At 65.1% G+C, this 24,061-nt stretch carries 1 protein-coding gene (running past one end of the window); it reads right to left on the bottom strand.

The annotated features are described in order from the left end of the window. Window positions 1–24,061, bottom strand: the 5' portion of a protein-coding gene (locus IV454_RS23840) for a polymorphic toxin-type HINT domain-containing protein (protein ID WP_206088148.1). It extends 8,585 nt beyond the left edge of the window; only the first 24,061 of its 32,646 coding nucleotides appear in the window; its start codon is at window positions 24,059–24,061; its stop codon lies beyond the left edge, outside the window.

Genomic DNA, 24,061 nt, shown 5'->3' with positions numbered 1-24,061 from the left:
ATTTCTCGCCGGTGGCGAAGGCGGCGCCATCGGTGCCCTGCCACTGCAGCTTGAAGCCGAAGCTGTTGGGGTCGCCGTTGATCGGCAGGAGTGCTTCATAGTAGCCATCCTGCGCCAGGGTCATGTGCATGACCGCATTGGCGTTGCCGCGCGGACCGTACAGCAAGTCCGGCGCCACCACATTGCTGCCGAACTTGACCCGCACCGACATGCTGGCCGGATCCGGACGGTAGACCTGCACGTCCTCGACCTGCTGCGGCATCACCACTTTCTGTTCGCTGGTGTAGACCCGGTTGCCGGCATTGTCCTGGGTGACGATGCGGTAGTAGACCGTGCTGCCGTAGGCCGGGCGCGGCAAGGTCGTCACGGCCGCGCTGGTGGCCAGGTTGGCGCTCGCCTCGGACTGGTTGGCGTAAGCGGCCAGGTCGGCGTGCGGCGCCGTGTCCCACAGGATGTACGAGGTCATGCCGGCGCTGCCGACGCTGTAGTTCAGGGTCAGCACGTCGGTGACGGTGGCCTGCATGCCGGTGGCGGCGAGCGCCTGGTTCTTCATTTCGCCGGTGTAGGTCGAGACCGTATTGCCGGCGGCGTCGAAGAATTGGCGGGTGCCGCTGTTGTCCGGCTGGATCACCTGGACCGTGCGGCCCATGCCGTCGTAGGAACTGCGGATGGTCGCGTCCGCTTCGTCCTGGGTCCAGGTGCGGTTGCCCACGGCATCGTAGGTATAGCGCTTGGAACTGCTGCCGGCGCTGATGTCGAAGTTGAGCGCGGTGCTGCCGGAGGTGTTGAAGGCCGAGGTGCCGGTCGACTCGATGATCAGCTGGCCGCGCGCGTTGTAGGCGTACGACTTCGACTCGTCACCGGCGCTGGTGCTGGCCAGCGCGCGCAGGGAGGTGTAGTCGCTGGCCACCGTGGCCAGGTCGACCCCGGCGCCGAGCGGCGTGAGGAAGTGGCCGACCCGGGTCAGGCGGCCCTGGTCGTCGTACTGGTACAGGGTCAGGGTACGGCTGGCGTCGACCGAACCGATGCGGCGGTTGCGGCTGTCGTAATAGCCATACTCGATCTGCTGGGCGCCGCTGCCGGCGCCGACGATCTGCTGGATGACATTGCCGGCCTTGTCGTAGACGCGGCGAGTGACGACCACCTGCTCGGTCTGGACGTGGGTATTCTGGTCGGTCACCATCACGGCCGGAGCGCGCTGTTCGATCATGCGGTTGGCGCGGTCGTAGACGAAGGTGGTGGTGGCGACAGTGCCGCCCGGCGCGGCCGGCGCCGTGCTGCGGCTCAGGGTGGCAGTGTCGAGCGCGGTGGCGTAGGAACGCTTGGCGACCACATTGCCGCTGTTGTCGAACTGATACTGGGTCAGGTAACCCATGGCGTCGACCTGGGCCACCAGGCGGTTGTTGCTGTCGTAGTAACCGTGGCTGCGGCCGCCGTCGAGCGCGCCCGATTCGATCACGTTGCCGAAGGCGTCGTAGACGCTGCGCTCTTCTGGTGTGGCCATGCCCAGGGACGTGCTCGGGCCCGCGCCGGCCGTGTTCAGGGTAGCCAGCTGCACTTGCGGATAGACCTTGCGGGTCAGGCGCCCCATCACATCGTACTCAAAGCGATAGGCGCGCACCTCGCCCGCCGGCGTACCAGGCCGGACGGCCGGGTTGCGCGCGACATCGACCCGGGTCATGTACAGGCGCTCGCCGCTGCGTTCGCCGAAGCCATTGAAATCGTACTCGTGCAGCACATTGTCGGCATCGAGCTGGGCCACCATGTGCTGGCCGGCATCGTAGTAATTGGTGGTCAGGAAGCCATTCGCATCGACCGTCTGCACCAGGTTGCCCAAGCCATCGTACTGGTAGGTCACGGTGCTGGTGCGGTACTGGCTGCCGCCGCTGATGGTGTACTCGTAGGCGGCGGCGAACGACTGGCTCAGCTTGCGGTTATTGGCGTCGTAGGTGTACTGCTTGGCGCCATCCTTGCCGACTTCGCTGATCACATTGCCGTGGTTATCGTAGGAGAACGACTGCACCGTCTGGTCGACACCATTCTTGACGGTGACCAGGCGGCCGGCCGTGTTGTAGGTGTTGCGCATGATGCGGCCGTCGCCGTCGATGGTGACGATCACGTTGCCGAGGTCGTCGTACTGGACGCTCTGGCTGATGTTCAAGCCGGCCGGGTCCTGGGTCGAGGACAGGCGCCGGTTGTCGAGGTCGTAGGTGTAGGCGGTCAGGCGCGACACTTCGCCGGCCGGGGCGGCCAGGCTGGAGACCAGATTGCCCACCTTGTCGTACTGATTGGTGGTGACGGTGCCGTCGGCGGCGGCCTGCTTGATGGCGCGGTTGGCGGCATCGAAATCGGTCTTGACCACGCGCGCGAAGCTGTTGCCGGCGGCCTGGATCAGGACCACCCGGTTGCCGGCCGCGTCCAGGGTGTACACGCTGCGGTAACCGTCGGCGCCGATGGCCGCGACCTGGCGTCCATCCTTGTCGAACTCGGCGCGCACAATGCGGTCGTTGGGGCCGGCGGCGACCGCCGGCACACTGGCCAGGTCCACCGTGCCGCTGTAGACGGTGGCGAACTGGTGCGCTTCGATCTGCTTGCCCGCCACGTCGTAGCGGTAGCTGGTCAGGTAGCCGAGCGGGTCGAGCGTGGCGCTGATGCGGTTGGCGCTGTCGTACCAGTGGGTGGTGACGTTGCCGTTGGCATCCTTGACGGTACGCCGGTTGCCGACCTTGTCGTAGGTGTACTCGGTGCGCGCGCCCAGGGCGTCGATCTCGGCCGTCTGGCGGCCCTCGGCGTCGAATTCGCGCAGCACGCCGTGCGGCGCGCTCGACGAACCGGTGAAGGTCGCGCTGGCGTTGCCATCGACATCGTAGACGTGGCTGAGCACCTCGCCGCCGGTGCTGGCGCTGAGCACATGGCCATTGCGGTCGTAGGTGTAGCTGGTGATCAGGGCCGGGCCGAACCGGTTCTGGTGGGTTTCCACGGTCGGCTTGGTCAGGTGCGCCGATCCGTACGCATACGTCACCACCGCGCCGGCCGGCGTGGTTTGCGTGACCAAGCGGTCGGCCAGGTCGTAGGCGTAGGTGGTGATGCGCGCATCGGTGCTGCCGGCCGCCACGGTCAGGCTGGTGCGGTTCCCGCGCGCATCGTAGCTGGACGTGGTCAGCATGCCCAGGCCGTCGGTGGTGCTGGCGACGTGGTTCATCTTGTCGTAGCTGGCCGAGGTCGTGACCGGCTTGGCCAGGGCGGCCGCCGCCGCGCTGTAGCGCGGGTCGGCCGGAGCGATCAGGTAGGCGCCGTTGACGGTGCGGATGCGGTTGCCGAACTGGTCGTAGGTGACCGTGCTGGTGTAGCCCAGCGGATCGGTGGTGCCGACCAGGCGATCGAGCAGGTCGTAGGTATTGCTGGTGATGCGCGCATCGCTGCCGTCGGCGTTCGACAAGGTGCTCGATGCGAGCGCGCCGGCCAGGGTGTAGACGTTGGTGGTGAGCGCGCCATCGGCGCCCAGGCTGGTCAACAGGCGGCCGGAGGCATCGAAGCTCTGCCGGGTGACCCGGCCTTCGGCGTCGGTCACCTTGGTCCGGTTACCCTGGTAGTCGAGTTCGAACGTGGTGGTGGCGTTCATCGGATCGGTGATGCCGACCAGGCGATTGTCCAGGTCAAAACTGTAGCGGGTATGCTTGCCCGCGCGCGCCGTGCCGTTGACGCTGTCACCAGCGATCGATTCGATCAGGTTGCCCGCGCCATCGTACAGATTGCGGGTGGTGACGCCCATGCCGTCGGTGACCAGGTCGGCATTGCCGTTGGCATCGAAATGGAACCTCTGCTCGGTCTGGTCGTTGTTAACGCTGAGCACGCTGGTACGGTTGCCCCTGGCGTCGTAGGCGAAACTGGTGTACTGGTTCGGGAAGGCGGCATTGACGATGCGGGTGAGCTGGTTGGCATTGTCGTAGGTGTACTGCATGGTGCGCTCTTGCGCGGCCAGGCCGGCGCCCGTCGTTTCGGTGGCCAGGTTGCCGTTGGCATCGTAGCTGCGCACGGTCACGTAGCCGAGCGCATCGGTGATGCGGGTGACGTGGCCGTTGCCGTCGTAGGCATAGGCGGTAACGCGGGCGTCGGCCGTGCCGGCGCCGTCGGTGGTGCTCAGCAGGTTGCCGACGGCATCGTAGGCGTAGCTGGTGAGCTTGCCCATGGCATCGGTTTCCGACGTCTTGCGGCCCAGCAGGTCGTAGCCGGCCGTGCTGCTGCGTTCGATCGCCGTGCCACGCATGGCGGTCGTGCCGCTGCGGTTGCCGTGCACATCGTAGGCGTAGGCGGTGACGGCGCCATTGCTGTCGCTCGCCGTGCTCAGGCGGTGCATGCTGTCGTAGGTGAACTGCTTGACCGACTTGAGGTCGCCCGGCAGCGCTTGCGGCAAGCCGCCCGCCGGCACTGCTACCCGGGTGGCCCAGGTGGTGCTCGACTTGAGATTGCCGGCGGCATCGTACTCGAGGGTGCTCAGGTAGCCTTCGGCGCTGCGCTGCGCCACCTTGCGGTTGAGTGCATCGTAGTACTGGCGGCTGACCTGGACCTGGGTGCCTTGCAAGTCCAGCTGGCGCCGCGTTTCGATCAGGTTGCCCACCGCATCGTAGGCAAAATCGGTGCGCATGCCATTGCCGTCGATCTCCGCCACGGCCTGGTTGGCCGCGTCGTAGATGGTGGTGCTGGTAAAGCCGCCGCGCAACTCGGTCTTGCGGTTGCCCACCGCATCGTAGGTGTAGGTGGTGGTCACGCCGACCCGGTCGGTGTGGGTCAGCAGGCGGTTGTCGGCATCGTAGCCAAACTGCTCCTGGCGCAGGCGCGGATCGGTCTTGGTGAGCACGTTGCCGACGCTGTCGTAGGTGTAGCCGGTGACGTTGCCCAGCGCATCGGTCTGGGATGACAGGCGATTGACGGCGTCGTAGACGTTGTGCGTCTCGAAGCCGAGCGCGTCACGGCTGAGCACGATATTGTGGTTGGCATCGTATTCGTAGCTGCTCACGCCGCCGAGCGCGTCGGTTTCGGACAGCACGAAGTTGGCGGCGTCGTAAGTCCAGCCGGTGGTGGCCGCGCGGGCCGTGCCGGCGCCCGTGGTGCGGCTCATCAGGTTGCCGACCTTGTCGTAGGCCGAGGTCGTGATGGCGCCATCGGCGTCGACCTGGGTCAGCAGGCGCCGGTTGGCATCGTGGCTGAAGGTGGTCACGGCGCCGCCCGGGGAGGTGCTGCTGACCACACTGCCGACCTTGTCGTAGACGTAGGACGTGACTTGGCCCAGGGCATTGGTCTGGCTCAGCAGGTGGCCCGCGCCGTCATAGGCGTAGCGGGTCTGGTTGCCGTTGGCGTCGGTGCTCGAGATGCGCTGGCCGACGGCATCGTAGCCGTAGCGGGTGGTGCGGCCGAGCGCATCGGTGGCGCTGACCAGCGCGTTGAGCGCATTGAACTCGTAAGTGCTGGTGTTGCCGTTGGCGTCGGTCACGGCGCTGCGGTTGCCCACCGCGTCGTAGGCGAACAGGGTCTCCTTGCCCAGCGCATCCTTCTGGCTCTGCACCCGGTTCATGCTGTCGTAGGTGTAGGTGGTGCTGTGGCCCATGCCGTCGGTCGTGGTGACCAGGTTGCCGACACTGTCGTACTGGCGCGTGAAATTGGACGGACCACCGCGTTCGCTGACCAGGCGGTTCATGGCATCGTAGCCATTCGTGACGACGTGGCCGCGCGGGTCGGTGGTGCTGACCCGGTTGCCCATCAGGTCGTAGGTGTAGCTGGTGATATTGCCGACCGCATCGGTCTGGCTGATCAGGCGCTGCAGGCTGTCGTAGGCATTCGTGCTGGTATGGCCGTTGGCGTCGGTGCTGGTCAGCAGGTTGCCGACCAGGTCATAGGCATAGGTGGTGCTATTGCCCAGCGGATCGGTGGTGCTGATCAACTGGTCGGCGGCGTCGAAGGCGTAGTAGGTGACGAAGCCGGCCGCATCGGTGCTGCTGATGCGGTTGCCGACCTTGTCGTAGCTGACCTTGTCGACATGGCCGAGCGCATCGGTCTGGCTGAGCTGCCGGCTGTTGGCGTCGAAGCTGAAGCTGCTTGTGTTGCCGTTGGCGTCGGTCAGGCCGGTGCGGTTGCCCAGCCCATCGTAGCTGTAGCGGGTGATGCCGCCCAGCGCATCGTCGCTGCGCACCAGGCGGTTGTCGGCATCGTAGACATAGCTGGTCTTGGCGCCGCGCGCATCGGTCCTGCTCAGCAGGTTGCCGGCGCCATCGTAGGCGAACAGGGTGACGTTGCCGGCCGCATCTTTCTGGCTCACCAGGCGGTTCAGGGCGTCGTAGGCATTGACGGTGACGTTGCCGCGCGCATCGGTCGCGCTGATCCGGTTGCCGTTCTTGTCGTAGGCATAGGTGGTCACGCTGCCGTTGCGATCGCTCTCGCGCGTCAGGTTGTGGCCGGCATCGTAGGTCTTGCCCTCGCTGCGGCCGTCGGCGTCGTTGCGCTCGACCACGACGTCGAAGCGGTCGTAGGCGAACCGGGTGACCGCGCCCTTGGCATCGATCTGCTTGATCATGCGGTGGGCGCCATCGAACTCGTAGTGCGTCACATTGCCCAGCGCATCGGTCACGCTGGTGCGGTTGCCGACCTCGTCGTAGCCATAGCTGGTGCCGCGTCCGAGCGGATCGGTGTGCGACAGCATCTGGTTGACGGCGTCGTAGGCAAAGGTGCTGGCGTGCCCGTTGGCGTCGGTCACCCGGACCTGGTTATCCACCGCATCGTAGCCATAGGTGGTGACGTTGCCGAGAGGATCGGTCTGCTTGACCAGGCGGCGGTCGGCATCGTATTCCATGACCGTCACGCCGCCGTTCGCATCGGTGCGGCTGACCAGGTTGCCGACCTTGTCGTAGACGTTGGACGTGACATGGCCCAGGGCCGTGGTCTGGCTCAGGGCGCGGCCGTTGGCATCGTAGGTGAAGGTGGTGGCGTGGCCGTTGCCGTCGGTGCTGGCGAGGCGGTTGCCGACGGCGTCGTAGGTGGTGAGCATGACATTGCCCAGCGCATCCGTGGTCTTGACCAGGCGGTTCAGGCTGTCGTAGTCATATTTGCTGACATTGCCGTTCGGATCGGTCATGCCGATGCGGTTGCCGGCGTCGTCATAGGTATAGCTGGTGACGTTGCCCAGCGCATCGGTGCTCTTGACAAGGCGGTTGGCCTGGTCGTAGGCATTGGTCAGCAGCGGCGTGTAGTAGTCGCCCAGGGTGGCGGTAAGATTGCCGGCGGCATCGTAGTCGTAGCCACTGCGGACGCCGTTGGCGGCGACCGTGAAGCGCAGGCGGTTGAGCACATCGTAGCTGTACGTGGTTTGCGCGCCGTTGGCCTCGGTGCGCAGGATCAGGTTGCCCTTGCCATCGTAGGCATAGGTCGTCACATGGCCGAGGGCGTCGGTTTGCGTGCTGCGCCGGTTGCTCTTGTCGTAAGCGTAGACCGTGGTGTGGCCGTTGGCGTCGGTCGCACTGGTCTGGTTGCCCACGGCGTCGTAGCCATAGGCCGTCACATGGCCGAGCGCATCCTTGCGGCTCGCCACGCGGTTGAGCGCATCGTAGACCGTGGCGATGACGGCGCCGGCGGCGTCGGTTTGCGCCAGCTGGTTGCCCACCGCATCGTAGGCGAAGCGGCTGACGTTGCCCAGGGCATCGGTCTGGCTCAAGAGGTGCTGGTTGGCGTCGTAGCTGAAGCTGGTCTTGTTGCCGTTCGCGTCCGTCGAGCTGAGCATATTGCCGAGCACGTCGTAGCTGAACGCGCTGGTGCCGCCGGCGGCGTCGCGCTGCCCGACCAGCTTGTTCTCGGCATCGTAGGTGTAGGTGGTCGTGTTGCCGTTCGGATCGGTCTGGCTGATCCGGTTGCCCACCGCATCGTAGGTGTAGCTGGTGACATGGCCCAGCGCGTCGGTCTGGCTGAGCAGACGGTCGGCGCTGTCGTAGGCATAGGTCGTGATATTGCCGTTGCCGTCGGTCATGCTGACCCGGTTGCCGGCCTTGTCGTAGCCCAGGGTGGAGAGGGTCTGGTCACTCCACGAGTTGTACTGGCGCGCCTCGGTCTTGACCACCCGGTCGAGCGCGTCGTAGGTCGCATGGACCCTGCCCTGGTACTGGTTGCCGACCATGTCCTGGTACAGCAGATTGCCGTTGTGGTCATAGCCGTAGAGGGTCGCTACCCCGCCCGCGTCGACCCGCTTCTCCAGGGAACGCGCGGCATCGTAGGTGAACACCACCACGTTGCCGTTCGCATCCGTGGTCTGGATCCGGTTGCCCACCGCATCATAGGCGTGGCTGGTCACCCCGCCGAGCGCATCGGTCACCTTGGTCATCTGGTTGACGGCGTCGTACAGATAGCTGGTCAGGTGGCCGTTGGCATCCTTGACCCCGAGGCGGTTGCCGGCCGGGTCGTAGGTGTAGCTGGTGACGTTGCCGAGCGCATCGGTCTGGCTGAGCAGGCGGCGGTTGGCGTCGTAGATCGAGCGCGACACATTCCCGGCGGCGTCGGTGACGGCGCTGACATTGCCCGCGATGTCATAGGCGTAGGCGGTCTTGCCGCCCAGGGCGCCGGTCTGGCTGACCATGCGACCCAGCGCGTCATAGGCATACGTGGTCGTATGGCCGTTGGCATCGGTGCTGGCGATGCGGTTGCCCACCACGTCGTAGGCGTAGGTGGTGGCATGGCCCAGCGCATCGGTGACACTGGTCTGGCGGTTCAGGCTATCGTAGGCGTAGGTGACGGCATGGCCGTTCGGATCGGTGACCACCGTCTGCTGCCCTGCCCCATCGTAGGCATAGTGCGTGACGTTGCCTAGCGCATCGGTATGGCTGGCGACCCGGTCGTTGCCATCGTAGGTGTAGCTGTCGACACCGGCCGCCTGCGCGTACCCGGACTCGCTGACCTTGAGTACATTGCCGGCCTTGTCATAGAAATAATACAGGGTCAGCCTGCGCTGGTTGGCGCCGAACTGGTCCTTGGCAAAGCTGGTTTGCGACGCCAGGCGGTTCATGCTGTCGTAGGTCGATTCCGCGTAGACGCCGAGGGCATCGGTGACCCGCACCCGGTTGCCGTTCTTGTCGTAGGTGGTGGTCGTGACGTTGCCCAGCGCATCGGTCAGGGTGACCAGCTGGTTCGCCGCATCGTAGGCGAACCGGGTGACATGGCCGTTCTCGTCGCTGCTGCTCAGGCGATTGCCGACCGCATCGTAGGTGGTGCCGGTCACGCCGCCCAGCGCATCGGTCTGGCTGACCACGCGGTTCAGATCGTCGTAGGCGAAGCGGATGACAAAGCCGCTGGCATCGGTCAAGGTGGTGCGGTTGCCGACCGGATCGTAGGCCAGCAGCGTGACCTGGCCGAGGGCATTGGTCTGGCTCGCGACCCGGTCCAGGGCGTCGTAGCTGGTGCTGCTGACGTTGCCTGCGGCATCGGTCAGGGTGAGGCGGTTGCCCACCGCATCGTAGGTGAACTTGGTGACCCCGCCCAGCGCGTCGGTCTGGCTGACGGCGCGGCCGTTGGCATCGTAAGCGACCTGGGTGGCGTGGCCGTTGCCGTCGGTGACCTTGGTACGGTTGCCCACGGCGTCGTAAGCGACGGTGGTGACGTTGCCTTCCGGATCGGTCGTGGTCGCCAGGCGGTTCAGCGCATCGTAGGTGTAGGTGGTGACGTGGCCGTTCTTGTCGGTATGGCTGGTGCGGTTGCCGACCGCATCGACCGTGTAGGCGTCGGCATTGTAGAACGGGTCGCGGTTGCCGACCAGGGCGCCGTTTTCGTTGTAATAGAACCAGCTGGTATTGCCGCGCGCATCTTGCAGGTAATGCAGATTGCCGAAATCGTCGTACTCATAACGGGTGGTGTTGCCCAGGGCATCGGTCTTGGTCTCGACCTGGTTGTCGTAGGCGTAGGTGAAGGTGGTCGCGTGGCCGTTGGCATCGACCACCTTGGTGCGGTTGCCCACCTTGTCGTAGCTGAATGTGGTCACGCCGCCGAGCGCGTCGGTCACCGTGGCCTGGCGGTTGACGTCGTCGTAGGTGGTGAAGGTGACCCGGCCGAGCGCGTCTTCCATGCGCACCCGGTTGCCCACGGCATCGTAGGCATACTTGCTGACATGGCCGAGCGGGTCGGTCTGGCTCAGCAGGCGGTGATCGGCATCGTAGACGAAGCTGGTCACATGGCCCAGTTCGTCGCTGACCTTGACCCGGTTGCCGGTGGCATCGTACTCGGTGCTGCTGATGCCGCCGAGGGCGTCGGTCTGGCCGATCGGGCGGCCCAGCAAGTCGTAGCGGGTGGACACGGTGTTGCCGAGCGCATCGGTGCGGCTGATCTGGTTGCCCACTTCGTCGTAGGCATAGCGGGTCACCCCGCCCAGGGCGTCGGTCTGGCTGGTCAGGCGGTTGTCGGCATCGTAGGTGTAGCTGGTCTTGTTGCCGTTGGCATCGGTCGCCTCGATGCGGTTGCCCGCGGCATCGTACTTGAAGGTCGTGAAGTTACCCATGAAGTCGGTCTGGCCGCTCAAGCGGTTGCCGATGTCGACCGTGTTGCGATGGTCGCTGTAGATCTGTTCTGTCCGGTTGCCGAATGCATCGTAGACGTATTTGCGGCGCGCGACGATCCCTTCCTGGCTCACTACCCGCCCGGCGGTATCGTAGTAATAGATGTCCTGGGCGCCTTTGGCGTCGGTGACCGACATGCGGCTGCCGACCGTGCCGCGCGGGGAGTAATCGTAAGTGGTCTTGTTGCCCAGCGCATCGGTGCGGGTGCTGATCCGGTCGATCGTGTCGTAGGTGAAGGTGGTCGCATGGCCGAGCGCATCGGTGCTCGTGATCTTGTTGCCCACCGCATCGTAGGCGTAGGTGGTGAGCGCGCCGAGCGCGCTCGTTTCGCTCACGACCCGGCCATTGCCGTCGTAGCCGAAGTGCCACACAGCGCCGGCGGCGTCGGTGATGCCGACCCGATTGCCGACCGCATCGTAGGCGAAGCTTTGCACCTGGCCCAGCGCATCGGTGACCTTGATCAGCTGGTTGTTGGCGTCGTACACATTCTGGGTGCTGGCGCCGCGCGCATCGACGATGCCGGTGCGGTTGCCGCTCTGGTCGTAGGTGTACGCGGTGACCTTGCCCAGCGCATCGGTCTGCGACAGCAGCAGATTGCCCGCGTCGTAGCTGAAGCTGGTGACATTGCCATTGCCGTCGATCTGGCTGGTCTGGTTGCCGTTGGCGTCGTAGGTGATGGCGCTGACATTGCCCAGGCCATCGGTGCGGCTCAGCTGACGGTTCAGCTTATCGTAGGTGAAGGTGACGGTCTGGTCGTGCTCGGAGACGACAGCGACCGGTTTTACCCATTCTTCCCGGCTGCCCTCGGGCGGCTTGACGGCGGTGGCATACCTGGTCTGCGCAGTGATATTGCCGTTTTGATCATATTCATTGTGCGTCAGGTAGCCGAAGCTGTCGATGCTGTCGGTCAGGCGGTTATCGGCGTCGAAGAAATTGTAGGTGATCGCGCCGTTGAGCCCGACCAGCTGGTAGACATTGCCGTTCGGGTCGCGGTGGTGCGAAATGCCCCGGTACAGGGCGTCGTATTCGTAATCGACCAGGCCGTGCTCGTCCAGGTCGACCATGCTGGAGTTGCCTCTGGCATCGAGCGTGCGCTGCGCATGGCCGTGCGAGAACTCGCTGTACTCGGTGCGATTGCCGAGGGCATCGATGCGGGCCGTCAGCTGGTTGAGCGCATTGTATTCGCTGCTGGTGACGAAGCCGAGCGCATCGGTACGGCTGATGCGGTTGCCCACCTTGTCGTAGCCGAAGCGGGTGATCTGGGCCAGCGGATCGGTGCTCTCGACCAAGCGGTCGGCGGCGTCGTAGACGAAGCTGGTGGCATTGCCCTTCACATCCACCGACTTGAGCAGGTTGCCCACGGCATCGTAGAAGCTGCGCGTGACCCCGCCGCGCGCATCGGTGCTCTCGACCATGCGGTCGTTGCCGTCATACACGAAGCTGGTGGTGGCACCGCGCGCATCGACCTTGCCCAGCACATTGCCGGCGGCATCGTAGCTGGTGCTTGTGATGCCGCCTTCGGCATCGACCATGCCAACCTGGCGGCCCAGCAGATCGTAGCTGTAGCTGGTGGTGTTTCCACGCGGATCGATGACAGCGGTCGTGTTGCCGTTCTCATCGTACTGGTAGCGGGTGACTAAGCCGAGCGCATCCTTGGTGCTGATGCGGCGGTTGTCGGCGTCGTAGGCGTACACCGTGACGCCGCCCATGCTGTCGGTAACCTTGGTGAGGTTGCCGGCGTCGTCGTAGGCGTATTGCAGCTGCTTGAGGCCGAGGCGGTAGCTGATCAGCTGGCCGGCCGGATTGTATTCGTAGAAGCCGTCGCGGAACTGGGCATCGAGCTGGTTGTCGCGCTGCAGCACGCCATCGATCGCGGTGTAGGTATACCGTTCCGCGCCGCTCGTGGTGTCGCCGTCAAGCGTGTAGGCCTCGACCAGGCGGTGCAGCGCATCGTAATTGAAGACGCGCCGGTGCTGGTTGGCGTCGACCACCGCGATCCGGTTGCCGACAACGTCGTAGTCGTAGCTGGTGGTATGGCCGAGCGGATCGGTGACCGAGGTATTCCGGTTGCGCGCATCGTAGGCATAGGTGGTGACGTGGCCGTTGGCGTCGACGGTCTTGACCGTGTTGCCGACCGCATCGAACACGGTGCGGCTGATGCCGCCCATCGGATCGGTGTTACTGATGCGCTGGTCGACCTCGTCGTAACCATACTTGTGGGTATGGCCGTTGACGTCGGTGTGCACGAGCACGTTGCCGACCGCATCGTAGGTCTGGCTGCTGACCCCGCCCAAGGCGTCGGTGCTGGTGACGACCCGGTTGAGCGCATCGAATTGCTGGCTGCTGACGCCGGCGCGCGGGTCGACACTGCGCACCAGGTTGCCGTTCTTGTCGTAGGCGAAGGTGGTCACGAAGCCGAGCGCGCTGGTCTGGGTCACTTTCTGGTTGACCGCATCGTAGCTGAAGCGGGTCGCGTTGCCGTTCGGATCGATGCGCGCGGTCAGGTTGCCGGCATCATCGTATTCGAATGTGGTGGCGACTTGCTGCCCGTCGTACTGGGCGACCTTGCGGTTGGCCGCATCGAATTCGCGCCGGATCCAGAAGTGGGTCGGATCGGAGTCGCCGCCCTCGCCCCAGCGCGTATCTTCGTAGTAGCGGTCTTCGTAGACCACGTTGCCCACTGCATCGTAGCTCAGGTCGGTGATGCGGTAGCGGCCGTTGCCGACCTCCTCGCCCGGGGTGCTCGTGGAATTGGTCTCCATCCGCCCGTCGCCGGCGCGCATGGCCATGAACGATTCGCCGCCGTTCTGACCATGGTCGAGTTCCTCGCGAATCTTGACCAGGCGGTTGGCGCCGTCGTAGCTGTAGTCCACGTAATGGCCGAGAGCGTCGGTCATGCGCGTGCGGTTGCCCACGCCGTCGTAGGCGTAGATGGTCGAGACCACCTCGACATAGCTGGCCGTGCTGTCCCAGTAATGGTTCTCGCCCGGCAGGTGGGTGACCGGGTCGTACCACGAATAGTTCGAGACGGTGTAGTCGACCGTGGTGCGCGAGACGATGCTCTTGACCATGCGGTTCATTTCATCGTATTCGTAGTCGGTGGCGTGTCCGTTGGCATCGATCAGGCGGGTGCGGTTGCCGGCCGCATCGTATTCGGACTTGGTCACGTTGCCGAGCGCGTCGGTGGTGCTGCTCAGGCGGTTCACCGCATCGTAGACGTAGGTCGTGCTGTGGCCGTTCTTGTCGGTCAGCACGGTGCGGTTGCCCACCTTGTCGTAGCTGTAGCGCTCGACATTGCCAAGCGCATCGGTCAGCTGGACCAGGCGGTTTTCGGCATCGTACTGGTAAGCCGTCAGGTTGCCGTTGCGGTCGGTGGACTGGACCCGGTTGCCGACCTTGTCGTAGGCGTAAGTTTCGCTATTGCCCAGCGCATCGGTCAGCTTGACCAGGCGGTTGTCGGCGTCGTACACCGACACGGTCACTTTCCCGTTTTCGTCGGTGAGCGCGATCCGGTTGCCATTGTTGTCGTAGGCGAAGCCCTTGCTGTGTCCCAGGGCATCGGTGGAGCCGGTCATGCGGTTGGCGCCATCGTAGCTGTAGACGGTCTGGTGGCCGTTGGCGTCGATCAGCGCGGTCCGGTTGAGCGCGTCGTAGGTGTAGCGCGTGGTATTGCCGGCGCCATCGGTGCTGGCGACCATGCGGTTGACCGCGTCGAAGGCGTAGAAGGACCCATTGCCGTTGCGGTCGCGCGAGGCGACCAGATTGCCCACCGCGTCATACTCGAACACGGTCGACACCGTCATCACCGTGACCGGCTCCGACACCTGCACGTAGCGGTTGACCTGGTGACCGTATTCATTGCCGTCGGCATCGACCCCATCGACGATATAGTGATAGCCATCGACCAGCTTGTCCTCGGTGAATGCCGGGGTGAAGCGGTTTTCGGTGCGGCTCAGGCGGTTGTTGGCATCGTAGATGTAGGACGTGGTGTGGCCATTGCGGTCGACCAGCGAGAGGCGGTTGCCGACAGCGTCGTAGGTGTAGCTTTCTTCGTGGCCGAAGGCATCGGTGACGCCGAGCAGCTTGTCCTGGGCGCTGTAGCGGAAGGTGCTCGCATGACCGTTGCGGTCGACCTGGCTGGTGCGGTTGCCGACCGCATCGTAGCCGTAGGTTTCGGTGTTGCCCAGCGCATCGGTCGAGGCCACGGCGCGGTTCAGGGCGTCGTAGGCGAAACTGCGGCTATGGCCGTTCTGGTCGGTCGTGACCAGAACGTTGCCGACCGCATCGTAGGCCAGTTTGCTGGTCGCGCCCAGCGGGTCGGTGCTTTGCACCAGGCGCCCCAGGGCGTCGTACTGGTAGGCGCTGACGTTGCCGTTGCGGTCGGTGTAAGCGAGGCGATTACCCATCGCATCGTAGCTGCTGCTGTCGAGGTGGCCGAGTGCATCGGTGCTGCCGACCAGGCGGCCCAGCGCATCGTAGCGGTATTCAGTGATGTTGCCGTTGCCGTCGGTCAGCGCGGTACGGTTGCCGGCCGCATCGAGCGCGTACTCGGTGCGGAAACCGAGCGCGTCGACCGTGGCGATCTGGCGATTGGCCGCATCGAACAGGTAGGTGCTCTTGTGGCCATTGGCATCGGTCAGCGCCGTGCGGTTGCCGGCGGCATCGTACTCGAGGACGGTCACGCCGCCCAGCGCATCGGTCGACTTGACCAGGCGGTCGGCGCCATCGTACTCGAAACGGGTCTCGTTGCCGTTGGCATCGATGCTGGCGCTGCGGTTGCCGTTGCCGTCGTAGACATAGCGGGTCGCCACCGCCTGGTCGAAACTGCGCGGCGTCTGCAGCCACTCGACATTGCTGCGCGTCGATTCAATGTAGTCGATGTGCACGATGCCGTTGACGGTCTTGACCAGGCGGTTCAGTTCATCGTAGCTGAAGTCGGTCGCGTGGCCGTTGGCGTCGACCATGCGGGTGCGGTTGCCCAGATTGTCGTAGGCGTACTGCGTCTTGTTGCCCAGCGCATCGGTCAGGCTCGTCATTCGGTTGCGCTCGTCGTAGGCGAAGACGCTCGCGTGGCCATTCTTGTCGACCAGTCCGACCCGGTTGCCGACCTTGTCGTAGGCATAGCTTTCGGTGTGGCCCAGGACATCGGTCAGCGCGACGAGGCGGTTATCGGCATCGTAGGCATAGGCGGTGCGCTGGCCATTCCTGTCGGTGGCGGCGGTGCGGTTGCCAACCTGGTCGTAGGCATAGGCCTCGGTGTGGCCGAGCGCATCGGTCAGCTTGACCAGGCGGTCGGCGGCGTCGTAGGCATAGCTGGTGACCTGCCCGTTCTGATCGGTGCTGGCAATGCGGTTGCCGCCGGCATCGTAGGCGTAGGCGATGCTGTGGCCGAGCGCATCGGTGGTCGAGCTCAGGCGGTTGACGGCGTCGTAGGCATAGCTGGTCTTGTTGCCGTTGGCATCGGTCGCGCCGATCCGGTTCAGGCCATCGTACTCATAGCTGACCTTGTGGCCGAGGGCGTCGGTGGTCGCGCTCAGGCGGTTCAAGCCATCGTACTCGTAGGTGCTGCGGTTGCCGTTGCGGTCGACCATGGAGGTGCGGTTGCCGGCCGCATCGTATTCGAACTGGGTCAGGTAGTCGTGGTGCTGGCCGGCCACCGCGGTGCTCAGGCTATTGTTGATCCAGTGGCCCGGCACCGTCTCGTTGCCGTCGACGTCGAGCACCGGAGCGACCCAGACATCGCCCGGGATCAGGGTGCGGTCGCTGGCGGCGTCGGTGGCCGCTTCCTTGATGGCGATCAGGCGGTTGGCGGCATCGTAGACATACTGGGTGCTGTTGCCGTTGGCATCGATCGTGGCGATGCGGTTGCCGACGGCGTCGTATACGTGGCGGGTCGCAACCACCTGCTCGAATTGCCGGTTGACGCTCCACTCGCGCCATGGCGTTGCCTGCTGGGTGTCGGCGTCCCATTCGGAGCCGTATTGCTGCACGTAGTCGATGACGGTGCGGGCATCAATGGTCTTGACCAGGCGGTTGAGCTCATCGTACTGGTACAGGGTCGCGTGGCCGCGTGCATCGATGACACTGCTGCGGTTGCCGACCTTGTCGTATTCGTAATGCGTGGTGTTTCCCAGCGGATCGGTTTGCGCGATGACCCGGCCTTCGGCATCGTAGGCGTACACCGTCTTGTTGCCGTTGCGGTCGCTGACCACGGTCTGGTTGCCGACGCTGTCGTAGGTATAGGCTTCGCTGTTGCCCAGGGCATCAGTGAAGCCGGCCAGGCGCATGTTGGCATCGTAGGCATAGCGGGTCACGTGGCCGTTGCGGTCGGTGCTGGCGATGCGGTTGCCCACCTCGTCGTAGGCATAGCGCTCGCTGTGGCCGAGCGCATCCGTCATCCCGACCAGCCGGTTGGCCGCATCGAAGGTGAAGGCGGTCAGATGGCCGTTGCGGTCGGTCACCGAGCTGCGGTTGCCGACATGGTCGTAGCTGACCAGTTCGGTATTGCCCAGGGCATCGGTGGTCTTGACCAGGCGGTTGAGGGCATCGTAGACATAGGCCGTCTTGTTGCCGTTGGCATCTATCAAGGCGGTGCGGTTCAGCCCATCGTACTCATAGCTGGTGCTATGGCCGAGCGGATCCGTGCTGCTGAGCAAGCGGTCCAGCGCATCGTAGGCGAAGCTGGTCTTGTTGCCGTTGGCGTCGATCAGGGCCGTGCGGTTGCCGACGTCATCGTATTCGTAAGTGGTGAGCAGGTCGGCGGTGGCCGCGGCGGCGCCGGCCTGGACTGCAAAATCGGTCCAGTAACCGACATCGTTGCCATTGCCGTCGGTTCCCTGCGAGACCCAGAAACCGCTTTGCAATACCCTGCCCTGCTGGACCAGGGTGGCATCGGCGGCGGCGCCGGTTGCTTGCGCGTGGACCGCAATCAGGCGCTTGTCGGCGTTATAGTCGTAGCGGGTCAGGTGGCCGTTGCGGTCCACCACGGCGGTGCGGTTGCCGACCAGGTCGTATTCATAATGCTCGGTGTTGCCCAAGGCATCGGTCGTGTTGCGCGGACGGTTGGCCGCGTCGTAGACCGTGCGGCTGGTGTTGCCCTGCGCGTCGATCTCGGCGGTACGATTGCCGACGGCATCGTAGGCGTAGCTGGTCTTGAAACCGAGCGGATCGGTGGTGCCGATCAGGCGGTTGTTGGCATCGAAGCTGCTCAAGGTGACGTTGCCGGCGGCATCAAGCAGGCTGGTCTGGTTGCCGACGGCGTCGTAACCGAACGAAGTCACCTGGCCCAGCGCATCGGTGCGGCTTTGCAGGCGCGACGCCGCATCGTACACCTGGCTGCTGGTGTGGCCGTTGGCATCGGTCATGCTCAGCAAGTTGCCCTTGGCATCGTAGCTGAAGGTGGTCACCAGGCCCAGCGCGTCGGTCTGGCGCACCAGGCGGTTGGCGGCGTCGTAGCCATAGGCCGTCAGGTGGCCGTTGGCGTCGGTGCTGGCGATGCGGTTGCCGGCGCCGTCATACTGATGGACGGTCTCGCCGCCGAGCGCGTCGACCGTCTTGAGCAAGCGGTTGGCGCCGTCGTACACATGGCTGGTGCGGTGGTTGTTGGCATCGATGGTGGCGATGCGGTTGCCGGCGCCGTCGTAGACATAGCGCGTGGCGATGGTGTGCTCGTAACTGCGGTCGTTCGCGCTATTGCCGTTCGGGTCGACGATGACCTCGGTGCGGTGCGCCGTGATGGTCTTGACCAGGCGGTTGGCTTCATCGTACTCGTAGCCGGTGACGTTGCCGTTGGCATCGGTCATGCTGATGCGGTTGCCGACCTTATCGTAGGCATACGCGGTGACCGCATTGACCGCATCGGTCTGGCTGACCAGGCGGTTGTTCTGGTCGAACGTGAACTGGGTCGCATGGCCGTTGCGGTCGACCAGTGCGGTACGGTTACCGACGGCGTCGTAGGCATAGGTTTCCACCTTGCCGAGCGGATCGGTCAGGGAAACGACCCGGTTCGCGCCATCGTAGGCATAGGTGCTGACATTGCCGTTCAAATCGCGCGACATCACCATGTTGCCGACCTGGTCGTAGCCGAACTGCTCGGTCTTGCCGAGCGCGTTCGTATGCACGGCCAGGCGGTTGGCGGCGTCGTATTGATAGGTGGTGACGGCACCGTTCTGGTCGGTCGAAGCGATCTTGTTGCCGACGTGGTCGTAGCTGTAAGAAACGGTATTTCCGAGCGGATCGGTGCTGCTGATCACGCGATTGGCTGCATCGTAGCTCAGGCGGGTCGTGTTGCCATTGCCATCGGTGACGGCGATGCGGTTGACACTATCGTACTGGTAGCGCGTGGTGTTGCCGGCGCCATCGGTGCTGGCGACGAGGCGGTTGGCGGCATCGTAGACCTTGCTGGTCTGCTTGCCGTTGGCATCGACCTGCACCCGCTCGTTGCCGGCCGCATCGTAGGCGAAATGGGTGACCAGTTCGTGCGTTTCGGACGCTTCCACGCCGACGAAGGCGCCGTGGTCTTCATAGTAACCGCCGGCGGCGTTGCTGGCATCGGCCACCCATTCGACCTTGGCGACCCATTTCCGGTCGCCGGCGGCGCTGCTGACCTGCTGGCGCACATTGATCAGGCGGCCGGCCTTGTCGTAATCGTAGCCGGTGGCGTGGCCGTTGGCATCGATTTGTGCGATGCGGTTGCCCACGCCGTCGTAGGTGTAGCGGGTCTGGCCGCCCAGGCTGTCGGTAATGACGACCTGGCGTCCGGCCGCGTCGAAAGCGTAGCTGCTGACGTTCCCGTTTGCGTCGACATACCCGGTACGGTTGCCGACCTTGTCGTAGCTGTAGCTTTCCGTCTGCCCCATGCCATTGGTCTGGCCGACCAGGCGATTGAGCGCGTTATACGTGGCCGTGGTGACATGGCCGTTGGCGTCGGTGGTGCTGATGCGGTTGCCGGCGGCGTCGTAAGCGTGGACCGTGGTCGCGCCGAGGGCATCGGTTTGCGCCGTGAGGCGGTTCTGGCTGTCGTAGGCGAAGCTGGCCGCATGGCCGTTGGCGTCGACCTGGCCGACCTTGTTGCCGTTGGCATCGTAGCGGTAGGTGGTCAGGTTGCCCAGCGCATCGCTCATGGCGACGATCCGGTTGTCGGCATCGTAGGCGAAGGTGCTGGCGTGGCCGTTCGGATCGATGACCCTGGTGGCGTTGCCGGCCAGGTCGTATTCGTAAGCCGTGCGCAGCGCCAGGCCGCTCGGGTCGACCACTTCGGCCACACGGCGGCCGAGCTGGTCGTAGCTGTAGCTGGTCGTGTACAGCAGGCCATTGGCGTCGCCGCGCGCCACGCTCAGGGTGTGGCCTTGCGCATCGTAGCTGTACTCGGTGCGCAGGTTCAGGCCCGCCGGGTCGACCACGACCCGGACCTGCTGGCCATTGCGGTCGTATTCGGTGGTGCTCAGGGTGCCGTTGGCGTCGACCATGGCCACCGTTTCGCCCTTGGCGTCGTAGCTCCAGCTGGTGGTCAGGTTCAGGCCCGCCGTGTCGACCCGCTGGCTCAGGCGGCGATTGGCCGCGTCGTAGCTGTATTCGGTGGTGATGCCGTTACGGTCGGTGTTCGAGAGCAGGCGGTCGGCCTTGTCGAAGGCCTGGGTGGTGACATTGCCGGCGGCGTCGATGACCGTGGCCAGGTTGCCGTTCAAATCGTAGCCGAAGCGGTTCGTATTGCCATTGCCGTCGACGACACTGACCACCTGTCCGAACGCATTGCGGGTGCTGCTGGTCGTCACGCCGTCCGCCGTCGTGACGGTGATGCTGCGCGCGGCGTCATCGTAGGCATAGCGCGTCACGTTGCCCATTGCGTCGGTCTGGGTCAGCACGCGGTCGAAGGCATCGTAGCTGGTGGCGGTAGCGGCGCCGGTGGCGTCGCGCGTGGTGACGATGCGGCCGTTGCGGTCGAAGGCGGTGCTGCGCAGGTGGCCGTTGGCGTCGATGCTGGCCACGGCGCGCCCGAAGGCGTCGTACTGGGTGCTGGTGGCGCGGTTCAGGCCAGCGACATCGTCGACCTGGCCCGTGCGCAGGCCGCGCTTGTCGTAGCTGAAGCTGACCGCCTCGCTCACGGCGGCGCTGATCGGGCGGCGCTGGGCCACCAGGTCGCCGTAGGCGTTGTAGCTGAAACCGGTGGTATTGCCCAGGCCATCGATCAGGGCCTTGATCTGGCCGCGCATGTCGTAGTCGCGGTGGATCAGGGTGTCGTGCAGGGGATCGCTGGCCGCCGCCAGCAAGGTGAGCAGGCTGCCGTTGGCGCCGCCGCTCAAGCCCGCGGTGGCGATCCGGTTGGCGTAGGTGATCGTGTCGCTCGCTTCGCCGAAGGCGTTGTAGCGCGTGCCCGTCACTTCGCCGAGGGCGTTGACGCTGTGGGTCTGGCGCCCTGCCCCGTCGTAGAAATACAGGGTGTTCTGGCCCAGCGCATCGGTGGCGCGGGTCAGGTGGCCGGTGCGGTCGTACTGGTAGGTGGTGCCGTAGTCGGTCCACACCTGGGCGTCGAGCGCGGCGTTGCCGGTCAGGTGGCTGGCGCCCTGGGCCGACAGGCTGGCGATGCGGCGGCCCTGCAGGTCGTACTGGTTCAGGTCGGCGCGCTGGCCTGGCGTGGCGGCGGCGCGGACGGTCGAGACCAGGTTGCCCACGCTGTCGTAGCTCATGCGGCTCTGGGTGCCGTCGAAGTCCGTCAATTGCGCCAGCTGGTTGAGCGCATTGTAGGCGTAGGAGCGGCTTTGGTCGGCGGGACTGGCCTGCGGACGGATCGCGGCCAGGTTCGCGCCCGGCGTCGTGTTGGCGACCTTGTTGGCGAAACGGGTGGCGCGGCTCTGGTTGCCGGCCAGGTCGTAGTCGGTGGTGGTGAGGTAGCCTTCGGCGTCGACACTGCCGATCAACTGGCCGCGCGCGTCGTAGTACTGCTTGACGTGGATGTCGGCATCCGAGGCCGCCGGCATCAGTTCGGCCAGGGTGGCGCTGGCGCGCAGGGCGCCGGCGGTCGCGGTGGCGTAGCGCACCATCTCGGTGAGCTGGCCGGCGCCGTCGTATTTGTTCTCGGTCAGGAAGCCTTCGGCGTCGAGCTGGCCCACCAGGCGGCTGTCGGCGTCATAAAAATTGCGCACGTGGCGGTCATCGCTGCTTGAGGTGACGACGACGTCGGCCAGCTTGACGGTGGCCGGCAGGGCCGCCAGGCTGATGGCGCTGTTGTAGCGCACCACATCGGTCAGGCGCGAGGCGGCGTCGTAGAACTGCTGGGTGACGTAACCGGCTTCGTCGATCGTGTAGATCAGGCGGTCGTCCTTGTCGAACACCTGCTGCGTCACCCTGTCCAGCGGGGCGCTGTGCGGACGGATTGCGGCCAGGGTTGGCGTCGTCGGCGCGCCATTGGCGTCGGCCAGCAGCTGCGCGTCGACCAGGGTGGCGTAGCGGATCGTCTTGACCAGGTTGCCATTGGTGTCGTACAGGCTTTCGGTGAGCGCGCCCATGCCGTCGATCATGGCCACCCTGCGGCCCGTTTCGTCGTAGATGAAGTGGGTGCGCACGCCGGCCGCGTCCTGGGTGCTGGTCAGGCGGCCGTTGGCGTCGTACACATTGCGCGCGGCGCCGAGCACGGAGCCGCCGTTCTGGTTGCTCTGGATGACGCTGGTCAGCTCGCCGCTGGCGTCGTAGGTGGCGGTCGACGCCAGGCCGTTGGCCTGGGTGGTGACGGTTTTATTGTGGGCGTCGTCGTATTGGGTCAGGGTTTGCTGGCCCAGCGCGTCGGTGCTCGAGAGCAGGCGGTCCAGGCCATCGTAGCTGTAGCTGGTGACCATGGAGGCGCCGCGCGGGTCGATCGACTTGAGCAGGCGCCCTTCCTGGTCGTACACGAAACGGGTGCTGGCGCTGCCGTCAAGCACGCCCTTGCCGCTCGTGTCGAGCGCCGCGTAGGTCGTCGACGAGGCCAGCTGGCCGCGGAAGTCGTAGGTGAAATCGGTGCGTTCGGCCTGCGACCGGTCGTGGGCCGTGACCCATGCCGCCAGCGCCGCTTCGGTCACGGTGGCGTTTTCGGCGAAGGCGGCAAGGTCGAATTGCGCGCCCGTGTAGCTGATCTGGGCGGTTTTCTGGCCCTTGGCATCGTACTGGAATTCGGTGACCCGGCCGCTGGCGCTGACCGCAAAGCGCAGGTGGCCGCGGCTGTCGTAGGCGTAGCGGCTCACCAGCGGCGCGCCGGCGCCCATGCGGATCGATTCGGTCAGCTTGAGATTGGTGGTGCTGTAGGTGCGCGCCACCGTGTTGCCCAGCGCATCTTGCTGGAGCGTCTGGTTGCCGCGGCCATCGTACTGCATGGTGACGGCATTGCCGCTGCCGTCGGTGACCTGGGTCACGTTGCCGCTGGCATCGTAGGCATAGCTGGTGCGCACGCGCACGCCGTTGACGGCGGGGCTGAGCACCTCGGTGAGCTGGCTGTTGGCATCGTAGCCGAAGGTGGTGACATAGCCGAGCGGATCGGTCATGTCGGTGCGGCGGTTGACCGTGTCGTAAGCGAAGCGGGTGACCCGGCCCTGGGCGTCGCTCATGCTGGCGATTTTAAAGTCGGAGCCGACCTGCAGGTAGGTGAACGCCAGCACGCTGCCATCGGTCTGGGTGATGGTGGCGATGCGCCGGCTGGTGCCGTCGTAGGTGTAGGACGTGGTGTAGACGTTGCCGTCGGCGACAGTGTTGTCATCCGGGCTCAGGTCGACCGTGACACTGGCCAGGCGATTGCTAGAGTCGTAGGTGTAGCGGGTGCTGGTCTGGGTGACGCCCTGGCTGATGGTGCGGATCTGCGACAGGTTGTTGCCGGCATAGTCGAAGCGCAGCACGTCACCAGAGGACGAGGTCACGCTCAGGAGCAGGCGCCCGTTGTAGGTGTAGGTGCTGGTATTGCCGTCGGTATCGGTCGCCGAGGTGATCAGGCCCGTGGCGTTGTAGATTTCGGTGGCCTGGGTGCTGCCATCGGTCCAGATCCAGGTTTGCGGATTGCTGCCGTTGGCGGCGCTGAAGCTGATGGTGTCGAAGGCACCGTCGCCGCTGGTGCTCACGTACAGGCCGCGCGCGACATCGTAGTTGTAGACGCTGGTAGTGCCGTCGCCATCGGTGCGGGTGACGGTGCCGCCGGGGGCGTTCAGCTTGCCGGCGCCGGCGACCTTCTTATAGCTGCCGAAGCGGAAATTGTCGCCGTTGTCGCCGTCGATGTAGAAGCCGAGCTTGTCGGTAAAGGCGCCCTGGCTGTTATACGTGCGCGTGAGCGCCGTGTCGAAGCCGCGCGAGGCCAGGAATTCGTCGCGGTTCTGCACCACGAGGTTGCCGCTGGCGGCGTTGACATACACCTGGTTGCCATTACGGCCGAACGCGGCGTTGCCGACGGCGCCCTGCTGCCCGCCCAACGCGTACATCGAACCACCGATCAAACCCAAACCGCCGCCGCTGACAATCGCTACCAT

Origin of the sequence: Massilia antarctica (assembly GCF_015689335.1) — a bacterium.
Classification (GTDB): Bacteria; Pseudomonadota; Gammaproteobacteria; order Burkholderiales; family Burkholderiaceae_D; genus Telluria_A; species Telluria_A antarctica.
Note: the sequence above shows the minus strand (reverse complement) of the source record. Positions and strands in the feature narration are given on the sequence as shown.